Source organism: Variovorax sp. LjRoot84 (assembly GCF_964254305.1).
Classification (GTDB): domain Bacteria; phylum Pseudomonadota; class Gammaproteobacteria; order Burkholderiales; family Burkholderiaceae_C; genus Variovorax.
In genome coordinates this window covers 2,993,746-3,013,264 of the sequence record NZ_CAXUTE020000001.1, presented here as the reverse complement: position 1 = coordinate 3,013,264, position 19,519 = coordinate 2,993,746, and the positions used below count along the sequence as shown (strand labels likewise).

Sequence of the window (19,519 nt, the reverse complement as noted above, 5' to 3'; positions counted from 1 at the left end):
GCAGTCAGTGTGTGAGATTTTATTTTCCTGGTCAAGCATTTTGCTTGCCTTGGAAAATAAAAAAGGGATCGAAATCCCTCTGTGGCACGTTATTCAAAGGCGCGCGATCACCTTGTAGTGGTGGCCTTCGGCCTGGGCGAGATAGATCGGCACCTTGCAGGCCTGGCCGCCGGCGTACACGGCGCCGCGCGCACTGCGATAGTGAAAGGGCTCATCGCCCAGACGGCGGAAATCGGTCCAGGGCGCGGCCTCGCGCCCCAGCAGTTCCGCGAGGAAGTGCACCCCTTCATAGGTCGACTGGCCGAAGGTGTTCAGCGTCGGCGCGCGTTCGCCGAAATGGCCGTAGTAGCGCTCCTTGAATGCGAGGTTGTCGTCGGTGTCGAGCGTGGCGAAGTAGCCGCAGGCGACATAGAGGTTGTCGGTGTTGTCGGCGCCGATTCCCAGCAGTTCGTTCTCGCCGATGGCGCAGGACAGCCGCACCATGTCGCGCGCCAGCCCTTCGCGCCCGAAGGCCCGGTTGAACTCGATCGCGTCCTGGCCGATCAGCGAGAGCAGCACCGCATCCGCACGGCTTCGGCGCAACTGCGACAGCACCTCCGCGTAGTCGCTGGTGCCCAGGGGCAGGTACCTTTCGCCCACCACCGTGCCGCCCGTCTCGGCGACGTAGTCGCGGGCCATCGCATGCGACACATGCGGCCACACGTAGTCGTTGCCGATGAACATCCAGCGCTTTGGCCGCTGGTGCCGGCCCAGCCATGCGATGGCCGGACGCAGTTGGCTCGCCGTGGTCTCGCCGATGGCAAACACCCCGGGCGTGTGTTCCCCGCCTTCGTACAAGGGCGTGTAGACGAAGGGTAGCTGTCCGCCGACTGCCGCCAGGATGCGTTGCCGCACGGCGCTGGTGTGCATGCCGATCAGCGCATCGACATCGTCGTTTTCCACCAGCTCCAGAAGCGTGCGCTCGAGGTCCGGCGCATCGTCCGCCGCGTTGATAGTCAGCAGCTGGCAGGCCTGGCCGTTGATGCCGGCGCGCTGGTTGAGCTCGGCGACGGCCAGCCGCGCCGATGCCAGGGCGGAAGGCCCCCAGATGCCCACCGTTCCGCCCAAGGGGACGCACAGGGCGATGCGCAGATCATGCTGCGGTGGCCTGCGCGGGCGTGCGGCGAATCCCATCGGGCCCGGACTTGCGGATATTGACGCCATGAGTTGCTCCAGGGGGTGCACCAAGATGGCGCCGGATGACCAAACGCCACGCAGCATGCACCGATCCTTTCCAAGGAAATAGATCGGTCCTAAAATAAGCGCCTGCGTTCCGACTCGATGCACTAACCATGCCCACTGAAAACATCTCCAGTTACCTGGCATTCCTGCTGGCCTCGGCCAACCGGCAGATGCGCATCGGCCTGGCGCAATCCATCGCCGCCGAAGAAGTGACCGAAGAGCACTGGCGCATCCTCCAAGTCCTGTCGGACGAAAAAGGGCGTTCGATGGGCGAGCTGGCGCAGGCGGTGCTTCTGAACCATCCGGCGCTGACCAAGAACATCGACAAGCTGGTCAACCGCGGCCTGGTGCTGCGCGCCGCCGACAGTGTGGACAGCCGCAAGGTCGTTGTCTACATCAGCGATCTGGGCCTGGAGACCGTGGCGCGGCTCAAGGCCAGCGTGGATGCTCATCATGGGGCCATCGAGGAAGCACTGGGCCCGCGCAAGACACAGCAGCTCAAGCGGCTGCTGGAGCAGTTCATCGAGGATTCGGCTTCCTGAGCGGTGCAGACCACGCTGCCGGGAATACCCCGTGGCAGGTGGTCCGTTCACCACCCAATATTCCGGCTTCCTTTTCTTCGAGGATTCAGCATGGCCAATTTCGTTCTGGTTCATGGCGCCTGGCATGGCGGCTGGTGTTGGCGCGAGACGGCGCAGGCATTGCGCGCGGCCGGGCATACGGTGTTCACACCCACGCACACCGGCGTCGGCGAGCGCTTCCACCAGTCGGCGGAAAACATCACGCTCGAGACGCACATCCGCGACGTCTGCGGCTGCATCGAATGGGAAGAGCTGCAGGACGTGATCCTGGTCGGCCACTCGTACGGCGGCATGGTCATCACCGGCGTGGCCGACCGCATGAGCGACAAGGTGCGTTCGCTGGTCTACCTCGATGCCTTCGTGCCCGAGAACGGCGACTCGCTCAACGGCCTGCTGTCGAAGGCACTCGCGCCCGAAGTGGCGGCGCAGTTCCTGGGCGCTTTTCGCGGCACGGCGCTGTCCGGCAACAGCGGGCTGATGCAGCCGATTCCCGCCGAAGCGTTCAACATCGCGCAGAGCAACCGTGACCGCGTCGACCGCCTGTGCCGGCCGCAGGCGCTGGCGACCTTCGAGATGCCGCTGCTGCTCACCGGCGCCGTCGACACGATCGCGAGCCGGCTCTACATCCTGGCCGATGGCTGGGATCCGAGTCCGTTCCGCTATTTCGCGGCCAAGGTCGATGGCGCGGCCGGCTGGCGTGTCCTGAAGATGCCGGTCAGCCACGACGTGATGGTCGACATGCCGAATGAACTCGCCGCGGAACTTCTGAAACTGGCTTGAAAGCGCGAGCGACAGGGGTGGTAGTCTTGCCGCCCCATGAATCTCCGCACCAAGATCGTTGCGCTCGCCGTCGCGCCGCTCCTGATCGCGCTGGTGCTGGTGGCGCTCGCAGTGCGCCACCAGGAGCGCGACCTGGCACAGCGTGAACGCGCCCTGATCGAGCAGACCTACATGGCACAGCGGCGCAGCGAACTGCGCAGCTATGTCGAACTGGCCGTCAGCACCGTGCGGCCGCTGTACGACGCAGGGCTGGACGACGAGGCGACGCGCACCGAGGCCCTGCGCCGGCTTGCCGCGCTCGACTACGGCGACGACGGCTACTTCTTCGTCTACGACCTGCAGGGCCGGTCGCTGATGCATTCGCGCCAGCCCGACCTGGTCGGCCGGAACCTCTGGGAGCTACGCGATTCGCAGGGGCGCTTCACGATCCAGGACCTGCTCGCGCGGGCCCGCGCAGGCGGCGGCTACGTCGAGTACCAGTGGCGCAAGCCCTCGAGCGCGCAGACCGCGCCCAAGCTCGGCTACGTGACGGCGCTGCCGCGCTGGAACTGGATGGTCGGCACCGGCCTGTACCTCGACGACATCGAGGCGACGATGCAGACGCTGGACCGGCAGATGAGCCTCAACGTGACCACCACCATGCTGTGGATCGCCGGCATCGCCGCGCTGTGCCTGGGCGTGGTGAGCGCCACCGGCCTGCTGCTGAACCTGAGCGAGCACCGCATTGCCGAAGCCAAGCTGCGGCTCCTGGCGCGCCAGGTCGTGCAGTCGCAGGAAGAGGAGCGTGGCCATCTCGCGCGCGAGCTGCACGACGGCACCAGCCAGACGCTGGTGTCGGCCAAGCTCTTGATCGAATCGGCCGTCGATGCGCTGGAGCGCGCGCAGCAGAACGCGCCGCCGGCGCTCGGTAAGGCCCTGCAGCGGCTCAACGAGTCGCTCGCCGAAGTGCGGCGCATCTCGCACCGGCTGCGGCCGGCCTTGCTCGACACGCTGGGGCTGCCGGCCGCGCTTGAACGGCTTGCGGCCGAGTTCGGCGAGGAGGGCGCTGTCCATGCGGCGGTCGCCGTCGAAGGCTTGCCGCGCGAGCTGACGGAGGAAGTGAAGACCGCACTGTTCCGCGTGACGCAGGAAGCATTGACCAACGTGCGCAAGCATGCGCAGGCGCGGCAGGTGCGCATCGCGCTCGATTTCTCGGACGATCGCGTGCGGCTCGAGGTGGCCGACGACGGCGTCGGCTTCGACGTGGAAGCCATGCAACTGGACCCGAAGCGCGGCATCGGGCTGCGCAACATGCGCGAGCGCGTGGCCTCGGTCGGTGGACGGCTCGAAATGCGATCCGGCAGCGGCGGAACGACCATCGTGGCCGATGTGCCGGCGCACAGCCTGGAGCTCGCATGACGCAGCCATCCGCGGTTCGCCTGTTCCTCGTCGACGACCATCCACTGGTGCGCGACGGCCTGCGCGCGCGCCTCGATCCGCTGCCGGGCATCGAGATCGTCGGCGAAGCCGGCAGCGCCGCCGAAGCCCTGGTGCTGATCGAGCGACTGCAGCCCGATCTCGTGCTGGCCGATGTCGGCATGAAGGACATGAACGGCATCGAGCTCGCGGCTTTGCTGCAGCAGCGGCAGCCCGCGGTGCGCGTGGTGATGCTCAGCATGTACGACAACCCCGAGTACGTGCAGCAGGCCCTGCAGGCCGGCGCGCGCGGCTATGTGCTGAAGGATGCACCGGCGGCCGAGATCGTCGCCGCCATCGATGCGGTCTCGGCCGGCGGCACTTTCCTGAGCCCGGCTGTTTCGCAGCGGCTGTTCCGCAACCAGGCGCCCAAGCCGTTGCTCACGCCGCGCGAGAGCGAGATCCTGTCGGCGCTGGGCCGCGGCCAGTCGAGCAAGCAGATCGCGCGCGAGCTGGGCTTGAGCGTGCGCACGATCGAGGCGCACCGCCAGAGCATCAAGCGCCGGCTCGGCATCGAGGGGCAGGCCGAGCTGATCAAGTACGCGGTGGAGCACGCACGCATCAAATAGCTCTCCCCCAGGCTTGGTGTTCCTGGAACTAGGGTTTCCCATTACGCAATGCCACGTGGGCGATCCGCGCGGTGTGACGGATGCCGGCGCGGCCAAGGCTCGCCAAACTCCCGGGGTTCAAATCAAGGAGACATCCGCATGCACAGCATCCGCCGCCACCTGGTGTGGCTCGTCGTGGCCGTGATCGGCGCATTCGCGCTGGGAACCGTGGCACTGGCCCGCGGCGAGGCGATCAGCGCCTTGTGGGTCGTGATCGCAGCCATCTGCACCTACCTGATCGCGTACCGCTACTACAGCCTCTTCATCGCCGAGCGCGTGCTCCGTCTGGACGGCAATCGCAAGACGCCGGCACATCGCCACAACGACGGGCTCGACTACGTGCCGACCGACAAGAACGTGCTGTTCGGCCACCACTTCGCGGCCATCGCGGGTGCCGGTCCGCTGGTCGGGCCGGTGCTCGCCGCGCAGATGGGCTACCTGCCGGGCCTGCTGTGGATCTTGGCCGGCGTGGTGTTCGCCGGCGCGGTGCAGGACTTCATCGTGCTCTTCATCTCGACGCGGCGCGACGGCCGCTCGCTCGGAGACCTGATCAAGCAGGAGATGGGCACGGTGCCGGGCCTGATCGCGCTCTTCGGCACCTTCATGATCATGATCATCATCCTCGCGGTGCTGGCGCTGATCGTGGTCAAGGCGCTGGCCGAATCGCCGTGGGGCACCTTCACGGTGGCGGCCACGATCCCGGTCGCGGTCTTCATGGGCGTCTACCTGCGCTACATCCGGCCGGGGCGCATCGGCGAGATCTCGGTGATCGGCTTCGTGCTCTTGATGCTGGCGATCTTCGGCGGCCAGGCGGTGGCGCAGAGCGCGACCTGGGCGCCGCTCTTCACCTTCGACGGCAAGGCACTGACCTGGATGCTGATCGGCTACGGCTTCATCGCCGCCAGCCTGCCGGTGTGGCTGCTGCTGGCGCCGCGCGACTACCTCTCGACCTTCCTGAAGATAGGCACCATCGTCGCGCTGGCGATCGGCATCGTGTTCGTCGCGCCGACGCTGCAGATGCCTGCCATCACGCAGTTCGCTCAAGGCAATGGTCCGGTGTGGTCGGGCAGCCTGTTTCCCTTCCTCTTCATCACCATCGCCTGTGGCGCGGTGTCGGGATTCCATGCGCTGATCTCCTCGGGCACCACGCCGAAGATGCTCGACAACGAGCGCCATGCGCGCTTCATCGGCTACGGCGGCATGCTGGCCGAGTCCTTCGTCGCGGTGATGGCGCTGGTGGCCGCCGCCTGCATCGAGCCGGGCGTCTACTTCGCGATGAACAGCCCGGCCGCGCTGGTCGGCAACACGCCGGCGGCGGTGGCGCAGACCATTTCGGGCTGGGGCTTCGTGATCACGCCCGAGATGCTGGTCCAGACCGCGAAGGACGTGGGCGAAAGCACCATCCTCGGCCGCGCCGGCGGTGCGCCGACGCTCGCGGTGGGCATGGCGCACATCCTGCACCAGGCCATCGGCGGGCCGGCCATGATGGCCTTCTGGTACCACTTCGCGATCCTGTTCGAGGCGCTGTTCATCCTGACCGCGGTGGATGCGGGCACGCGTGCCGGGCGCTTCATGCTGCAGGACCTGCTGGGCAGCTTCGTGCCGGCGTTGAAGCGCACCGACTCGATGGTCGCCAACCTGATCGCGACCTTCCTCTGCGTCGGCGCCTGGGGCTACTTCCTCTACCAGGGCGTGGTCGATCCGCTGGGCGGCATCAACACGCTGTGGCCGCTGTTCGGTATCTCCAACCAGATGCTGGCCGCGGTGGCGCTGATGCTGGGCGTCGTGGTGCTGTTCCGCATGAAGCGCGAACGCTACGCCTGGGTCGCGATCCTGCCGGCCGCCTGGCTGCTGGTGTGCACGCTGACGGCGGGCTGGCAGAAGATCTTCTCGCCGGACCCCAAGGTCGGCTTCCTGTCCCATGCCGCGAAGTACGCCGACGGGCTGGCGCAGGGCGTGCTGATCGCGCCGGCCAAAACGCCCGAGGCCATGGCGCGCATCGTCTTCAACGACCGGCTCGACGCCGGGCTGTGCGCGCTCTTCATCTTCGTGGTGCTGAGCGTGCTGTTCTACAGCGTGCGTGCCTGTCTTGCGGCGCGCGCGGCCCACAAGCCGACCGCGCGCGAGACGCCCTTCGAGCCGCTGGCGCCGTCGGCCGCCGCATGAGAACGGCGAGCGCCACCTTGCCGGAAGCCGGGCGCTATCTCGCGCGCTCGCTCGGCGCCACGCTGCGCCTGATGGTGGGCCTGCCGGACTACGACGCCTACCTGAGCCACATGGAACGCACGCATCCGGAGCAGGCGCCGATGAGCTACGAGGCCTTCTTCCGCGAACGTCAACAGGCCCGCTACGGCAGCGGCAGGGGGCGCTGCTGCTGACGAGGCCGCGGCCTCAGATGTCTTCGAGCAGCGGGTAGGGCAGGGGCTCGACCGTGAGCGCCGGTCCGTCGGGCGCGCCCGCGCGCAGGCCGCCCGCATCGAGCGCCGCGATCTGGATCGAGATCAGCGCGGCCGACCCGCCGCCCGGCGCCGGCGCGGCCTGCGCCACGGTGCCGACCGGCTGCTCCGGATCGTTGGCGGCAAAGACCTCCTGGCCCGCGGCGATCGGCGCATCGGCCTGCACGAGGTAGGTGCGGCGCTTCAGCGTGCCGCGGAACTGGCTGCGCGCCACCACCTCCTGGCCCGGGTAGCAGCCCTTCTTGAAGTTCACGCCGCCGACCGATTCGTAGTTGAGCATCTGCGGCACGAAGGTTTCGACGATCGGCGTGCTCAGGGTGACGATGCCGCTGCGCACTTCGCTCCATTGCCACAGCGCGGGGTCGAGGGCAGCGCCCTCGGGCGCGGCGCTGCCGGCCGGCGCGATCCAGAACGCACGCGGAATGCCGTCGGACGGATAGAGCGAAACCACATTGGCGTCGCCGAACTGACTGCAACGGCCCGGCACCGCGCCGGCATCGACGCCATTGGCGGTCAGCGCAGTCCCGGCCAGGCCGTAGAGCGCAAACTCCTCGCTGGCATCGCTGAGCTTGACCTTGGCGCGCAGCACGAACATCGAAAGCCGCTTCAGGGTGACGGCGAGGATGTCGCGGCTCACGGCCAGCAGCACGCGCTCGGGCTCGGGCCGGATGCCGATGAAGCTCGCGATCATGCGGCCCTTGGCCGTGCAAAGCGCGGCCAGGCGCGCTTCGGAAGCGCCGAGCAGCGCGAAGTCCTGGGTCAGCTGGCCATTGAGGAAGTTGGCGGCTTCGGGGCCCTCGGCGCGAATCACGCCGAGGTGGGAGAGGGCTGTTACGCCATTCAGAACGACTGAGGTCATCGCTGAATTATCATGGTCGGCACCGTCCCGTTCAGTCCGCAGGGCTACCCCGCGTCTCTTCCTCTCCGTCTTCTCCATCGGACCCGTGCGCCGCTTCTTTCTCACCCTTTTTCTTCTCGCCGCCTTCATCGTGCTGGGCGCCGGCGCGGCAGGGCTTTGGTGGTTGCAGCAGCCGCTCGAGCTGCCAGCGCCCACGGTCGATCTCTCGGTCGAGCCGGGCACCACGCCGCGCGGCGTCGCGCAGGCAGTGGCCGACACGGGCACGGACGTGTCGCCGCAACTTCTCTATTGGTGGTTCCGCTTCTCGGGCCAGGACCGGCAGATCCGCGCCGGCAGCTACGAACTGGAGCGGGGCATCACGCCGCGCACGCTGCTCAACGTGCTGGTGCGCGGTGAAGAGGCCACGCGCAGCCTGGTGCTGGTCGAGGGATGGAACTTCCGCCAGGTGCGTAGCGCGCTGGCCAAGGCCGAGCAGCTGAAGCCCGAGACCTTCGGCCTGGCGGACGAAGAACTGATGGCCAGGCTCGGCAAGCCGGGCCTGCACCCGGAGGGCCGCTTCTTCCCCGACACCTACACCTATTCCAAGGGCTCCACCGACATCGCGCTGCTGCAGCGGGCGATGCGCGCCATGGACAAGAAACTCGACGCCGCCTGGGCCGCGCGGGCCTCCGATGTACCCCTCAAGACGGCCGATGAGGCGCTTATTCTGGCCAGCATTGTCGAAAAGGAGACAGGAAAGGCCCAGGACCGGACCCAGATCTCGGCGGTGTTCGCCAACCGCCTGCGCGCGGGCATGCCGCTTCAGACCGATCCGACCGTGATCTACGGGATGGGCACGCGCTTCGACGGCAATCTGCGCAAGAAGGATCTGCAGACCGATACGCCCTGGAACACCTACACCCGTCCTGGCCTGCCACCCACCCCGATCGCGATGCCGGGCAAGGCAGCGCTGCTGGCGGCGGTCCAGCCGGCGCAAAGCAAGTCGCTGTACTTCGTTTCCAAGGGCGATGGCTCGAGCCAGTTCAGCAGCTCGCTCGAAGAGCACAACCGCGCGGTGAACCGCTATCAACGGAGCGGGCAATGAAGGGTTTGTTCCTGACGCTCGAAGGCATTGATGGCGCCGGCAAATCGAGCCACATCGATGCGCTCGAAGCGTTGTTCAAGGCCCGGGGCCGGCAGGTCACGCGCACGCGCGAGCCCGGCGGTACGCCGATCGCCGAAACGCTGCGCACGATGATCCTCACGCAACCGATGGATCCGCTGACCGAGTCGCTGCTGGTGTTCGCGGCGCGGCGCGATCACATCGTGCGCGTGATCGAGCCTGCACTGGCGCGCGGCGAAGTCGTCCTGTGCGACCGTTTTACCGATGCCACCTTCGCCTACCAGGGGGCGGGGCACGGCTTCGACACCGCGGTGCTGTCCGCGCTCGAACAATGGGTGCAGGGCCGGCCTGACGATGGCGCGCTGCTGCAGCCCGACATCACCCTGTGGTTCGACCTGTCGCCCGAACTGGCGGCCGAGCGGCTGGCCGGCGCGCGCCTGCCGGACAAGTTCGAGTCGCAGCCGGTCGAGTTCTTCCGTCGCGTCGCCGCAGGCTATGCGCAGCGCGCAGCCGCGGCATCGCGCTTCGTGCGCATCGATGCCGGCCAGTCGCGCGACCAGGTCTGGCAGCAGATCGAGGCGGCCCTGGCCGCGCGCGGCCTGATGGGGTCTCGATGAGCGCGCCCGCGCTGTCGCCCTGGCTGCAGCGGCCGCTGGGCGAACTGCTGCGCCAGCGCGGCCATGCGTGGCTGCTGCAAGGGCCTTCGGGCCTGGGCCAGTACGAGCTCGGTTTGGCACTGGCCGCCGCCTGGCTCTGTGAGCAGCGCGACGAGGCAAAGGGGGAGGGCGCCTGCGGCCACTGCCCGAGCTGCCACGCGATTTCCGTGCGCACCCATGCCGATCTCTGCGTGCTGATGCCCGAGGTGGCGATGCAGGAACTCGGCTGGCCGCTCGACGAAAAAAGCCAGGCCGACATCGACGACAAGAAACGCAAGCCCAGCCGCGAGATCCGTGTCGAGGCGATGCGCGATGCGGTCGGCTTCGCCCAGCGCACCAGCGCGCGCGGGCGCGGCAAGGCGGTGTTGGTCTATCCGGCCGAGCGCATGAACACGATCACGGCCAATGCCTTGCTGAAGACCTTGGAAGAGCCGGTCGGCGACGTGCGCTTCGTGCTGGCGAGCGAAGCCGCCTGGCAACTGCTGCCCACCATCCGCAGCCGCTGCCTCGGCTTCACCTTGCCCTGGCCTGAAGACGAGGAGGCGCGCAACTGGCTGGTGGAGCGGGGCGTGCCCGCCAACGATGCGCCCGCCCTGCTGCGCGCGGCCGGCGGCCGGCCGAGCGATGCGCTGCGGCTCGCCGCCGCGGGCCAGTCGCCCAAGGCCTGGGGATTGCTGCCCAAGGCCATGCTGCGCGGCGACGTCGCCGCGCTGGCCGACCATGCGCCGGCCCAGGCCATCAGCGCGCTGCAGAAGCTGTGTCACGACCTCATGGCCACCGGCAGCGGCGCTGCGCCGCGTTTCTTCGAGGCCGCGGACCTGCCGGCCGTGCCGCCGAAAGTCGCGTTGGCCCGCTGGTCGAAATCGCTCGCGAATGCTGCAAAAACCGCAGAACACCCGTTCAATGCGGGCCTGATGCTCGAAGCGCTTGTGAGCGAGGCGCGAAGCACCCTAAACTCGGCAGGCCGTCGCCCATGAACACACCTGCATCCACCACCCCCTCCGCACCTGCCCGGCCCAGCGTCATCCAGCTGGCCATCAAGGAAAAAGGCGCGCTCTACGCGGCGTACATCCCGCTGTTCGCCGAAGGCGGCATCTTCATTCCGACCTCGCGCGAGTACCGCTTGGGCGACGACGTCTACGTGCTGCTCACGCTGCCCGAAGATCCGCAGCGCTATCCGGTGGCCGGCAAGGTGGCCTGGATCACCCCGGCCCGCGCCGCCGGCAACCGGGCGCCGGGCGTCGGCATCCGCTTCCCGTCCGACGACAAGTCGCGCCAGCTCAAGGCGCGCATCGAAGAGGCGCTCGGCGGCACCATGGCCTCCGACCGGCCAACCCAGACCATTTGAGTCCCCGTTCACGAGACGCGGACCGCAGGCAGTGCGGATGCACAGCCGTTTCTTGAAGCTCCGCGATGTTCACAGACTCCCACTGCCACCTGACATTCCCCGAGTTCGCCGGCCAGATGCCGCAGATTCGCGCCGCGATGGCCGCCGCGCAAGTCGACCGGGCGCTCTGCATCTGCACCACGCTGGAAGAATTCGCCGAGGTGCAGGCCCTGGCGGCGCGTTTTGACAACTTTTGGGCCAGCGTAGGCGTCCATCCGGACAACGAGAACATTGCAGAGCCTTCGGTGGAAGACTTGGTGCAGCGTTCCGCGTTGCCCAAGGTCATCGCCATCGGCGAGACCGGCCTCGACTATTACCAGATGGAAGAACGCAAGGGCGGGCGCAGCATCGCCGACATGGAATGGCAGCGCGACCGCTTCCGCGTGCACATCCGTGCCGCACAACAGGTGCGCAAGCCGCTGGTGATCCATACGCGCGAAGCCTCGGCCGACACGCTGGCGATCCTGAAGGAGGAGGGCGAGGACGGCAGGCCCCAAGCCGCGGGCGGCGTGTTCCACTGCTTCACCGAGACCGCCGAGGTCGCACGCGCCGCGCTCGACCTGGGCTTCTACATCTCCTTCTCGGGCATTCTGACCTTCAAGAAGGCGCAGGATCTGCGCGACGTCGCGGCCTTCGTGCCGCTCGACCGCATGCTGATCGAGACCGACAGCCCCTATCTGGCGCCCGTGCCGTACCGCGGCAAGACCAACAATCCCTCGTACGTGCCCTTCGTGGCGCAACAGATCGCGCAGCTGCGCCAGTTGCCGCTGGAGACCATCGCGCAGGTCACCAGCGACAACTTCGAAACCCTTTTCGCTGCCGTGAAAGCATGAAAATCTACTTTAAGAAGATCCTATATCTATCTGTTTTTACAGCAACTTTTGTCGTTCATGCCGGCTCGTTCGAGGATTTCTTCCGGGCCGTGCGCAGCGACAACGCGAGCGTCGTCAATGAGCTGCTGAACCGAGGATTCGACCCCAATACCCCCGACGAGCAAGGCCAGACCGGCTTGCTGATCGCGCTGCGGGAGCCGTCGCCGAAGGTGATCCAGGCCTTGCTGGATTCGCCCAAGACCAATGTCGAGCTGCGCAATGCCAAGGACGAGAGTCCTTTGATGATGGCTGCGCTCAGGGGCCAGCAGGATCTCGTGGCCAAGCTGATTGCGCGCGACGCCGACGTCAACAAGCCGGGCTGGGCGCCGCTGCATTACGCGGCCACCAACGGCCACGTGGCCGTCATAAAGCAGTTGCTGGACAACTACGCCTTCATCGACGCGCAGTCGCCCAACGGCACCACGCCGCTGATGATGGCCGCGATGTACGGCTCGACCGCGGCCGTACAACTGCTGCTTGACGAAGGCGCCGACACCCAGATGAAGAACGAGCAAGGGCTGACGGCGATCGATTTCGCCCAACGAGCCAATCGACCGGATGCGGTCCGGCTGCTGAGCACGGCCGTCCGGGCCAAGAGGCCCAGCGACGGCAAGTGGTGACGGGCTTGGGCCGGCCTGACTCATAGGCCTCTGCCTCAAGCAATACAATGTGCATTATGTTAAATTAACAGGGGGCTCAGCGTAGGAGTCACGGTAAATTTGTTCGCGACTTCGTCCCCGCTCTTCCACTTCCATAGGTTCGAGTTGCAAGCGCTTGTCTGCACTGGCGTTCGACCGAACCAGCCACGGCGCGATCCCATCCGCGATAGCCGGAACTGAGCAACGCACTCCGGCCGCGCGCTCATGGTCCGCAGCCCGGTGACTGCACGCGCACGGGTCATTCGATGGCTACTCACGTGGTCTCGGTATGGGTAGAGGCGAATCGGTGCCTAAGCTTTCCGCCCAAGCGAGCACTGCCTCATGGTTTACAACCCGGCCCGCCGCTACGTCAGCCAGCGCCTCACAAGTCAAGCGGGTGCGTTCACTTTCCTGGTGGATCTCCTCGCCGGGCGCAAAGCTCAGACGATCGAACTGCTCGGGCTCCTTGTGGCGAAGCTGGGCGCAGAAGCGCTTGACCGAGTTGTAGGCGCCGTCAAAGCCGTGCAAGTCGACCAGGTCCTGGTAGATGGCGGTGGCGTTGCGGCCCAGGCGCAACTGGGCGTCGATGAAGGCGCGATGGGGTTCGCACTTGGAGGTGGCCAGCGGCAGCGACACTGGCCCGGAAGTCGGTGGCCAGGATGGAGCAGTTTGGGTGGCCATAAGTGGGGCACTTTGTGTGGCCACCGGGGCACTAGCGTGTTTTAAATTGAACGACTTATCGTAGTCTGGCTACGACAACTCTCACAAAACAAAACATTGCACATGCTTAGGAATATCGGAATAATCGTAGCATGACTACGATAACTCGGTCAAAACTAAACAACCTGCTGGCGCAGGTTCCCAGCGGCACGCCCGTCACCAGTGACAACCTCGCCCTCGAAGGCATCTCCGCCGACCTAGCAGTCCACTACGTTCGCGCGGGATGGCTCAAGCGACTCGCACGCGGTGTGTACGCCCGCCCCGATGCCTCGCTGCAGCGAGACCCCAGTCTTTGGCTGCTCCAGCGACAGATACCTGGCCTCCACGTTGGCGGCAAGACTGCGTTGGATTGGCATGGCGTGCGTCACTATGTCTCTCAGGAGCCCAAACTACACCTGTACGGCCTGAAGTCGGCCAAGCTGCCGGAATGGTTCACGGCCCCCTTCCCGGCTGAATACCACCGCAAGCAGCTCTTCAGCAGCGACGCATTCGGCATGAAGCATGTTGGCCCCTTCGAAGGCCGTGCGCACGGGCCGAATGTCTCCGCCCCTGAGCGCGCGTTCCTGGAGCTGTTGAGCGAAGTGGGCGTGCGGCAGCCGCTGTCCGAAGCGCGCGAGCTTGCCGAAAGCACCTACAGCCTTCGCGCATCTGTTCTTGGCGAGCTGCTCCAGGAGTGCACGAGCGTCAAGACGGTCCGCCTGTGCCTACAACTCGGGCGTGACCTATCCCTGCCCTGGGCGAAGAAGCTGGATCCGGCACGCCTGCCGGCCGGTGGCGCTCGACGCTGGGTCTCTCAAACCAACGAAGGACTGCTGGTCCTCAAGAAATGAACGACATCTACCTCAAGACCGCGCGCCTGCTGACCCAGGTCGCCCCCTTCGTCTTTACCGACGACACGTTCGCTCTCAAGGGCGGCACGGCCATCAATCTGTTCGTTCGCGAAATGCCCCGCCTGTCCGTCGATCTCGACCTGGTCTTGCCCGACCACACCTTGTCTCGCGCCGCGGCGCTCGAGCAGATCAAAGCGTCGCTCGGACGAGCAGCCGACCAGCTCAAGTCGAAGGGATTCCAGTCGCATCTCTCCGGAGCGCCGGAAGCGGGCGAGACAAAGCTCCTGGTGAAGCGGGACGGCATCGAGGTCAAGGTTGAGGTGAACTATGTGATGCGCGGCACCGTCAGGCCCGTGGCGATGGCGGGGCTTACGCCCAAGGCACAGGAGGTCCTCCAGGCCGACTTGGAGATACCCGTGGTGTCGGAGGATGATGTCTATGGCGGGAAGCTTGTCGCTGCGATGGATCGCCAGCATCCGCGGGATCTGTTCGACGTGATGCACCTGTTGGCAAACGGCGGCATCACCGATGGAATTCGACGGGCGTTCGTGGTGTACCTGGCAAGCCACAACAGGCCGATACACGAGGTGTTGTTTCCTCCGCTGCACGATATGACATACGAGTTCGAGGCCAACTTCAAGGGCATGACCACGGAGCCGGTTGAGCTGGGTGCACTGTTCGCCGCACGGGAACAGATGATTTCCAGATTGCACGAAGACCTGGACGTGGACGAACGAGCTTTCCTCATCTCCCTCGCAGACGGAGAGCCCGATTGGGACCGGATGGGGCTGGACCATCTCAGCGCGTTGCCCGCGATTCAATGGAAGCTGCAGAACCTGACGAAGCTGAGGAAGGCCAACCCGGGAAAGTTCAAGGAACAATCGCAGGAACTGGCCTCGAAGATCACGGCGCTCGCGCCGGGTGACGCGAGCCCCCCGGCGGCCCCTACGGGCTAGCGCTTCGCAACGTGTTGTTGGCGCTGTCGCGGGCGCACTTCGCCGACCGACTGCAGCCACTGTCTCGTCTGATCAAGCTGCTTCTCACGCTATGCGATCGCCAAGTCCAGTGCGCGTTCGCCACTCATCTTTGACCTGCCTCCAGAGGTCGATCAGGCGCTGCTTGGGACTGACGGAACGAGTTGGCTTCAGCCAACGAACGCTAGCAAGTCGTCGATGGCCTGACGGGCCAGCCACTCGAGACCACGTGGAGCGGGGTCTTTCAAGTGGGCGACTGTCCGCATCCGATTCCATCAGTTCCCGCCAGCCAGCGTAGATCAAGAACGTGGTGAACTTCGCGCTTGCCGTCGCCGAGTTGTGAGCTCAGCGACCTGTGTTAACGCCGATCTGAAACTGACCCACTGCCGAAGCAAAAGTGGCCCACCTGGGCGAGGATCATGCACACCCACGCGGCGCATCGCTCGATGAGCTCATAGCCCCGCGCTCAGCGCCGTCGAGCTGCGACAGAGTTCAGCGCGTGACGCGAATGCGCGCCGCGCGCCGCCTGTCTTCCGATGACTTGGCAGGGGGCCAACTATTTTTGTGAGAAATTTGCAAAGCCGACTTGTGGCTAAGTGAGTTCTTCATCTATCCCAGGGACGCGAATTTCACTGTGAAAGTTGTCCACCGAACATGTGGGCAACTCTGTGGGAAACGCCGTCTGCAACCCGGTTTGGCGTTGTACGACGAGCGCTTCGCACCCGTGCCTCCAAAACAAGCATTCGTAGCTCCAGGGCCACCGGGCCTTTCGACGGCCTCCAGCTTTTTGCGATTCGCACATTGTTCGAAAACCCGGCGAGCGCGTGGCACACAGTGTCATGACGGCGGCGCAGGACCGGCTCCGGCGAGCCGGCGAACGGCTGGCATGAATTTTGATTACCGAAGTACTACGCCGGTCACCCAGGCCGGTGTCGTACGTTGTGATCGGATTCACCTGAGACCTCTACAGGGAGACTGGAAAACATGGCATACATCGATCGTGTATCGGCGGCGCAAGCGCACGCGGGCGAGAGCAGCGAAGCGAGACATTCCGACCAGACCACAGGCCCGCGCTACGAATTGCGTTTTCGATCCCTGTTTCAGGAAGGCCGGGGCTGGGCCTTCCCCTGCGATGCGGCAGGTCACGTCGACATGGATTCCATGAGCGAGCGGGCGCGCAACAACTACATGTTCGCACGAGCACTCATCGGGATCGACGTCGCCCCGCCCTGCGTCCAAGCGGCGCATTGAGCTTCAGCGCTCCGCCAGTGCCGCTGGCTTGATTCTGCCCGCCATACCGGCGCTGCCGAAGGCCTGGAAGCGATCGACGCAGAGATTGCGTGCGGCGGCGGTGGCGTCCTTCAGGAATTTCCGCGGATCGAACTCGCTGCGATCGCGCCCCATGGCACGGCGCATGGCGCCGGTCATGGCCAGCCGGATGTCGGTGTCGATGTTGATCTTGCGCACGCCGTGGCGGATGCCTTCCTGGATCTCCTCGACCGGCACGCCATAGGTCTCCTTGATCTCGCCGCCGAATTCGCGAATGACCGCCAGCCATTCCTGCGGCACCGACGAGGAGCCGTGCATCACCAGGTGCGTCTGCGGAATGCGCGCATGGATGTCCTTGATGCGGTCGATCGCCAGGATGTCGCCGGTCGGCTTGCGGCTGAACTTGTAGGCACCGTGCGAGGTGCCGATGGCGATCGCGAGGGCATCGACGCCGGTCCTGGCCACGAAGTCCGCCGCCTGCTGCGGGTCGGTCAGCAGCTGGTCGTGCGAGAGCACGCCGTCGGCGCCGCTGCCGTCTTCCTCGCCGGCCATGCCGGACTCCAGCGATCCGAGGCAACCCAGTTCGCCCTCGACCGAGACGCCGACCGCATGCGCCATTTCCACCACCCTGCGCGTCACGCCGACGTTGTAGTCGTAGCTGGCCGGGGTCTTGGCGTCTTCCATCAGCGAACCATCCATCATGACGCTGGTGAAGCCCGAGCGGATGGCCTGCATGCACATCGACGGACTGGCGCCGTGGTCCTGGTGCATCACGACGGGAATCTCAGGGTACATCTCCACGGCGGCCTCGACCATCTTGCGCAGAAAGGGCTCGCCGGCGTACTTGCGGGCGCCGGCCGAGGCTTGCAGGATGACCGGGCTGTCGGTCTTCCTGGCCGCCTGCATGATGGCCTGGATCTGCTCCAGGTTGTTGACATTGAAGGCCGGAACGCCGTACTGATGCTCAGCAGCGTGGTCCAGCAGTTGGCGCAGTGAAATCATGGCCATGGCAGGCTCCTGTGGAAGTGGGATGGGAATGGGAACGAAGCGTCAGCGCGGGGTGTAGCGCCTCATGCGGTCTCCCTCACGCCGGCATGCGAGACGCTCGCCAGCAGGCGCCGGGCACGCTCGGCCACCGCCTCGGCAGTAATTCCGAACAGCCTGAAAAGCTCGCCGGCCGGTGCCGACTCGCCGAAGCGGTCGAGCCCGACCACGTCGCCGTGCTCGCCGACGAACTTCCACCACAGGCCGGTGCTGCCGGCCTCCACTGCCAGCCGCGGCAGGTGGCGCGGAATCACCGCGTGGCGCCAGTCCGCATGCTGGCGCTCGAACACATCCATGCACGGCACCGAAACCACACGGGCCGCAATGCCCTCCTTGTCCAGCAAGGCCGCGGCCGCCAGTGCGACCGCGACCTCCGAGCCGCTCGCCAGCAGGGCCACGCGCTCCGCTTCCGGACGCCACAGGATGTAAGCGCCCCGCGCGATGGATTCGACGCGCTCGCCGCCGCCGGCATGCGGCAAGGCCTGACGCGTCAGCAGCAGACAGCTCGGCCCGTCCATGCGGCGCAATGCCTGCCGCCAGGCCACGGCCGTTTCGGTGGCGTCGGCAGGACGCCAGACATCCACATCCGGGATCAGGCGCAAGCTCGAGGCATGCTCGACCGGTTGGTGCGTCGGGCCATCCTCGCCGAGCCCGATCGAGTCGTGCGTGAAGACGTAGATGACCGGCAGCTTCATCAGCGCCGACATGCGCACGCCGTTGCGCGCGTAGTCGGAGAAGGTCAGGAAGGTACCGCCGAAGGGCCGCAGGCCGCCGTGCAGCGCCAGCCCGTTCATGATCGCCGCCATGCCGAACTCGCGCACGCCGTAGTGCACGTGATTGCCCGTGCCCGCACCCTTGAGCGCGCGGTGCCCTTTCCAGTCGGTCAGGTTCGACCCGGTGAGGTCGGCCGAACCGCCGATCAGTTCCGGCATCGCCGGCCCGAGCTCGTCGAGCACCTGCTGCGAGGCCTTGCGGGTGGCGACGGCCGCCTGCCGCTGCTGCGCAGCCGCTGCCGCCGAGGCCAGCGCTGCCTCGACCTGCGCAGTGAGCGGTGCGTCGGCGCGATGGCGACGCAGCAGCTCGCGCGCGAGCGCCGGATATTCCTGCGCATAGGCGGCGAAGCGCGCCTGCCACGCCGCGTGCAGCGCGGCGCCCGACTCGCGCGCCGACCACGCCTCTGCAACATCCGGCGGCAGCTCGAAGGGCGGCGCACTCCAGCCCAGCGCCTGCCGCGTGAGGGCGATCTCGGCTTCCCCCAGTGCCTCGCCGTGCGCCTTCGCGCTACCCGCTCGATTCGGCGAGCCCTGGCCGATGCGCGTCTTGCAGCACACCAGCACCGGCCGGTCCGCGGCCGCGGCCTTGGCGATGGCCGCGTCGAGGGCCGCCGCGTCATGGCCGTCGACATCGCGCAGCACGGTCCAGCCGTAGGCTTCGAAGCGGCCCGGCGTGTCGTCGCTGAACCAGCCGCAGACCTCACCGTCGATGGAAATGCCGTTGTCGTCGTAGAAGGCCACGAGCTTGTTCAAGCGCCAGGTGCCCGCCAGCGAACAGGCCTCGTGGCTGATGCCTTCCATCAGGCAGCCGTCGCCGAGGAACACATAGGTGCGATGGTCGATCACCGCATGGCCGGGACGGTTGAACTCCTCGGCCAGCAACTTCTCCGCCAGCGCCATGCCGACCGCATTGCCGATGCCCTGCCCCAATGGCCCCGTGGTGGTCTCGACCCCGGGCGTGACGCCGACCTCGGGATGCCCGGGCGTGCGCGAATGCAGTTGGCGAAAGCGCCGGAGTTCCTCCATCGGCAGCGCGTAGCCGCTCAGGTGCAGGAGCGCATACAGCAGCATCGAGCCGTGCCCGTTGGAGACGACGAAGCGATCGCGGTCGATCCACCGCGGGTGGGCCGGGTCGTGCCGCAGGCGATGCCGCCACAAGGCCTCGGCGATGTCGGCCATGCCCATCGGCATGCCTGGATGGCCCGAGTTGGCGGCCTGCACCGCGTCCATGGCCAGCGCCCGGATGGCGTTGGCGCACTGCGTGCGCAAGGCAAGGATTTCAGTTGTCATGACG

The 19,519-nt window shown here is 66.4% G+C and carries 19 protein-coding genes and 1 pseudogene; 15 read left to right on the top strand and 5 right to left on the bottom strand.

The features are described 5' to 3' along the window. Nucleotides 1-93 precede the first annotated feature (93 nt). Nucleotides 94-1,203, bottom strand: a complete 1,110-nt coding sequence (locus ACSQ9I_RS15220) for a substrate-binding domain-containing protein (protein WP_244504002.1) — start codon at nucleotides 1,201-1,203, stop codon at nucleotides 94-96. Between the two features lie 128 nt (nucleotides 1,204-1,331). On the opposite strand from ACSQ9I_RS15220, the gene ACSQ9I_RS15215 reads away from it, so the two are divergent. The 6 genes from ACSQ9I_RS15215 (at nucleotide 1,332) to ACSQ9I_RS15190 (ending at nucleotide 7,023) form a co-directional block, all read left to right on the top strand. Beyond that, on the top strand, nucleotides 1,332-1,763 hold the full coding sequence (locus tag ACSQ9I_RS15215) for a MarR family winged helix-turn-helix transcriptional regulator (protein ID WP_093110101.1): 432 nt from the start codon (nucleotides 1,332-1,334) through the stop codon (nucleotides 1,761-1,763). Between the two features lie 90 nt (nucleotides 1,764-1,853). Next, nucleotides 1,854-2,582 carry an alpha/beta fold hydrolase gene (locus tag ACSQ9I_RS15210; protein ID WP_436313657.1) on the top strand — a complete coding sequence of 243 codons (729 nt, stop codon included), beginning with the start codon at nucleotides 1,854-1,856 and terminating at the stop codon, nucleotides 2,580-2,582. A 36-nt stretch (nucleotides 2,583-2,618) separates the two neighbouring features. Next, on the top strand, nucleotides 2,619-3,980 hold the full coding sequence (locus ACSQ9I_RS15205; RefSeq protein WP_436313656.1) for a cache domain-containing protein: 1,362 nt from the start codon (nucleotides 2,619-2,621) through the stop codon (nucleotides 3,978-3,980). Next, nucleotides 3,977-4,606 (top strand): response regulator transcription factor, encoded by a 630-nt coding sequence (locus tag ACSQ9I_RS15200; protein WP_093110104.1) that lies wholly within the window; start codon nucleotides 3,977-3,979, stop codon nucleotides 4,604-4,606. Before ACSQ9I_RS15205 ends, ACSQ9I_RS15200 begins: the two co-directional genes overlap by 4 nt. 138 nt (nucleotides 4,607-4,744) lie before the next feature. After that, nucleotides 4,745-6,811 carry a carbon starvation CstA family protein gene (locus ACSQ9I_RS15195; protein ID WP_436313655.1) on the top strand — a complete coding sequence of 689 codons (2,067 nt, stop codon included), beginning with the start codon at nucleotides 4,745-4,747 and terminating at the stop codon, nucleotides 6,809-6,811. After that, complete coding sequence (locus ACSQ9I_RS15190) at nucleotides 6,808-7,023, top strand: YbdD/YjiX family protein (RefSeq protein WP_093110106.1); 216 nt, start codon at nucleotides 6,808-6,810, stop codon at nucleotides 7,021-7,023. The genes ACSQ9I_RS15195 and ACSQ9I_RS15190 overlap by 4 nt, the downstream gene beginning before the upstream one ends. Nucleotides 7,024-7,036: 13 nt before the next feature. On the opposite strand, the gene ygfZ is transcribed toward ACSQ9I_RS15190, so the two are convergent. Next, the gene (gene ygfZ / locus ACSQ9I_RS15185; protein WP_436313654.1) at nucleotides 7,037-7,960 is read right to left on the bottom strand and encodes a CAF17-like 4Fe-4S cluster assembly/insertion protein YgfZ; all 924 of its coding nucleotides are present in this window, start codon (nucleotides 7,958-7,960) and stop codon (nucleotides 7,037-7,039) included. Nucleotides 7,961-8,045: 85 nt separating this feature from the next. Between ygfZ and mltG the strand changes: the two genes are divergently transcribed. From mltG to ACSQ9I_RS15155, 6 genes are all read left to right on the top strand, one after another. Continuing rightward, nucleotides 8,046-9,044, top strand: a complete 999-nt coding sequence (mltG, locus tag ACSQ9I_RS15180; protein ID WP_436313653.1) for an endolytic transglycosylase MltG — start codon at nucleotides 8,046-8,048, stop codon at nucleotides 9,042-9,044. Beyond that, the gene (gene tmk, locus ACSQ9I_RS15175; protein ID WP_436290354.1) at nucleotides 9,041-9,679 is read left to right on the top strand and encodes a dTMP kinase; all 639 of its coding nucleotides are present in this window, start codon (nucleotides 9,041-9,043) and stop codon (nucleotides 9,677-9,679) included. The genes mltG and tmk overlap by 4 nt, the downstream gene beginning before the upstream one ends. Beyond that, nucleotides 9,676-10,695 (top strand): DNA polymerase III subunit delta', encoded by a 1,020-nt coding sequence (locus ACSQ9I_RS15170; protein WP_436313652.1) that lies wholly within the window; start codon nucleotides 9,676-9,678, stop codon nucleotides 10,693-10,695. The genes tmk and ACSQ9I_RS15170 overlap by 4 nt, the downstream gene beginning before the upstream one ends. Beyond that, nucleotides 10,692-11,066: a PilZ domain-containing protein gene (locus ACSQ9I_RS15165; RefSeq protein WP_093110111.1), complete on the top strand. Its 375-nt coding sequence runs from the start codon at nucleotides 10,692-10,694 to the stop codon at nucleotides 11,064-11,066. The genes ACSQ9I_RS15170 and ACSQ9I_RS15165 overlap by 4 nt, the downstream gene beginning before the upstream one ends. A 65-nt stretch (nucleotides 11,067-11,131) precedes the next feature. Further along, on the top strand, nucleotides 11,132-11,938 hold the full coding sequence (locus ACSQ9I_RS15160; protein ID WP_436304078.1) for a TatD family hydrolase: 807 nt from the start codon (nucleotides 11,132-11,134) through the stop codon (nucleotides 11,936-11,938). Further along, entirely contained in the window at nucleotides 11,935-12,597 is a 663-nt protein-coding gene (locus ACSQ9I_RS15155) for an ankyrin repeat domain-containing protein (RefSeq protein ID WP_436313651.1), read from the top strand. Before ACSQ9I_RS15160 ends, ACSQ9I_RS15155 begins: the two co-directional genes overlap by 4 nt. 435 nt (nucleotides 12,598-13,032) lie before the next feature. On the opposite strand, the pseudogene ACSQ9I_RS15150 reads toward ACSQ9I_RS15155, so the two are convergent. Then, nucleotides 13,033-13,353 (bottom strand): annotated as a pseudogene (locus ACSQ9I_RS15150) (IS21 family transposase); the annotation flags it as partial. Between the two features lie 74 nt (nucleotides 13,354-13,427). On the opposite strand from ACSQ9I_RS15150, the gene ACSQ9I_RS15145 reads away from it, so the two are divergent. From ACSQ9I_RS15145 to ACSQ9I_RS15135, 3 genes are all read left to right on the top strand, one after another. Further along, a complete protein-coding gene (locus tag ACSQ9I_RS15145) occupies nucleotides 13,428-14,165 on the top strand; it encodes a type IV toxin-antitoxin system AbiEi family antitoxin domain-containing protein (protein ID WP_436313650.1) in 738 nt (245 codons plus the stop codon). Then, nucleotides 14,162-15,121, top strand: a complete 960-nt coding sequence (locus ACSQ9I_RS15140) for a nucleotidyl transferase AbiEii/AbiGii toxin family protein (RefSeq protein ID WP_436313649.1) — start codon at nucleotides 14,162-14,164, stop codon at nucleotides 15,119-15,121. Before ACSQ9I_RS15145 ends, ACSQ9I_RS15140 begins: the two co-directional genes overlap by 4 nt. 1,002 nt (nucleotides 15,122-16,123) lie before the next feature. After that, nucleotides 16,124-16,390, top strand: a complete 267-nt coding sequence (locus ACSQ9I_RS15135; RefSeq protein ID WP_436313648.1) for a hypothetical protein — start codon at nucleotides 16,124-16,126, stop codon at nucleotides 16,388-16,390. Between the two features lie 3 nt (nucleotides 16,391-16,393). On the opposite strand, the gene fba is transcribed toward ACSQ9I_RS15135, so the two are convergent. Beyond that, on the bottom strand, nucleotides 16,394-17,416 hold the full coding sequence (gene fba, locus ACSQ9I_RS15130; protein ID WP_093110118.1) for a class II fructose-bisphosphate aldolase: 1,023 nt from the start codon (nucleotides 17,414-17,416) through the stop codon (nucleotides 16,394-16,396). A gap of 62 nt (nucleotides 17,417-17,478) precedes the next feature. Continuing rightward, nucleotides 17,479-19,515 carry a transketolase gene (gene tkt, locus ACSQ9I_RS15125; RefSeq protein ID WP_436313647.1) on the bottom strand — a complete coding sequence of 679 codons (2,037 nt, stop codon included), beginning with the start codon at nucleotides 19,513-19,515 and terminating at the stop codon, nucleotides 17,479-17,481. Nucleotides 19,516-19,519 lie beyond the last annotated feature (4 nt).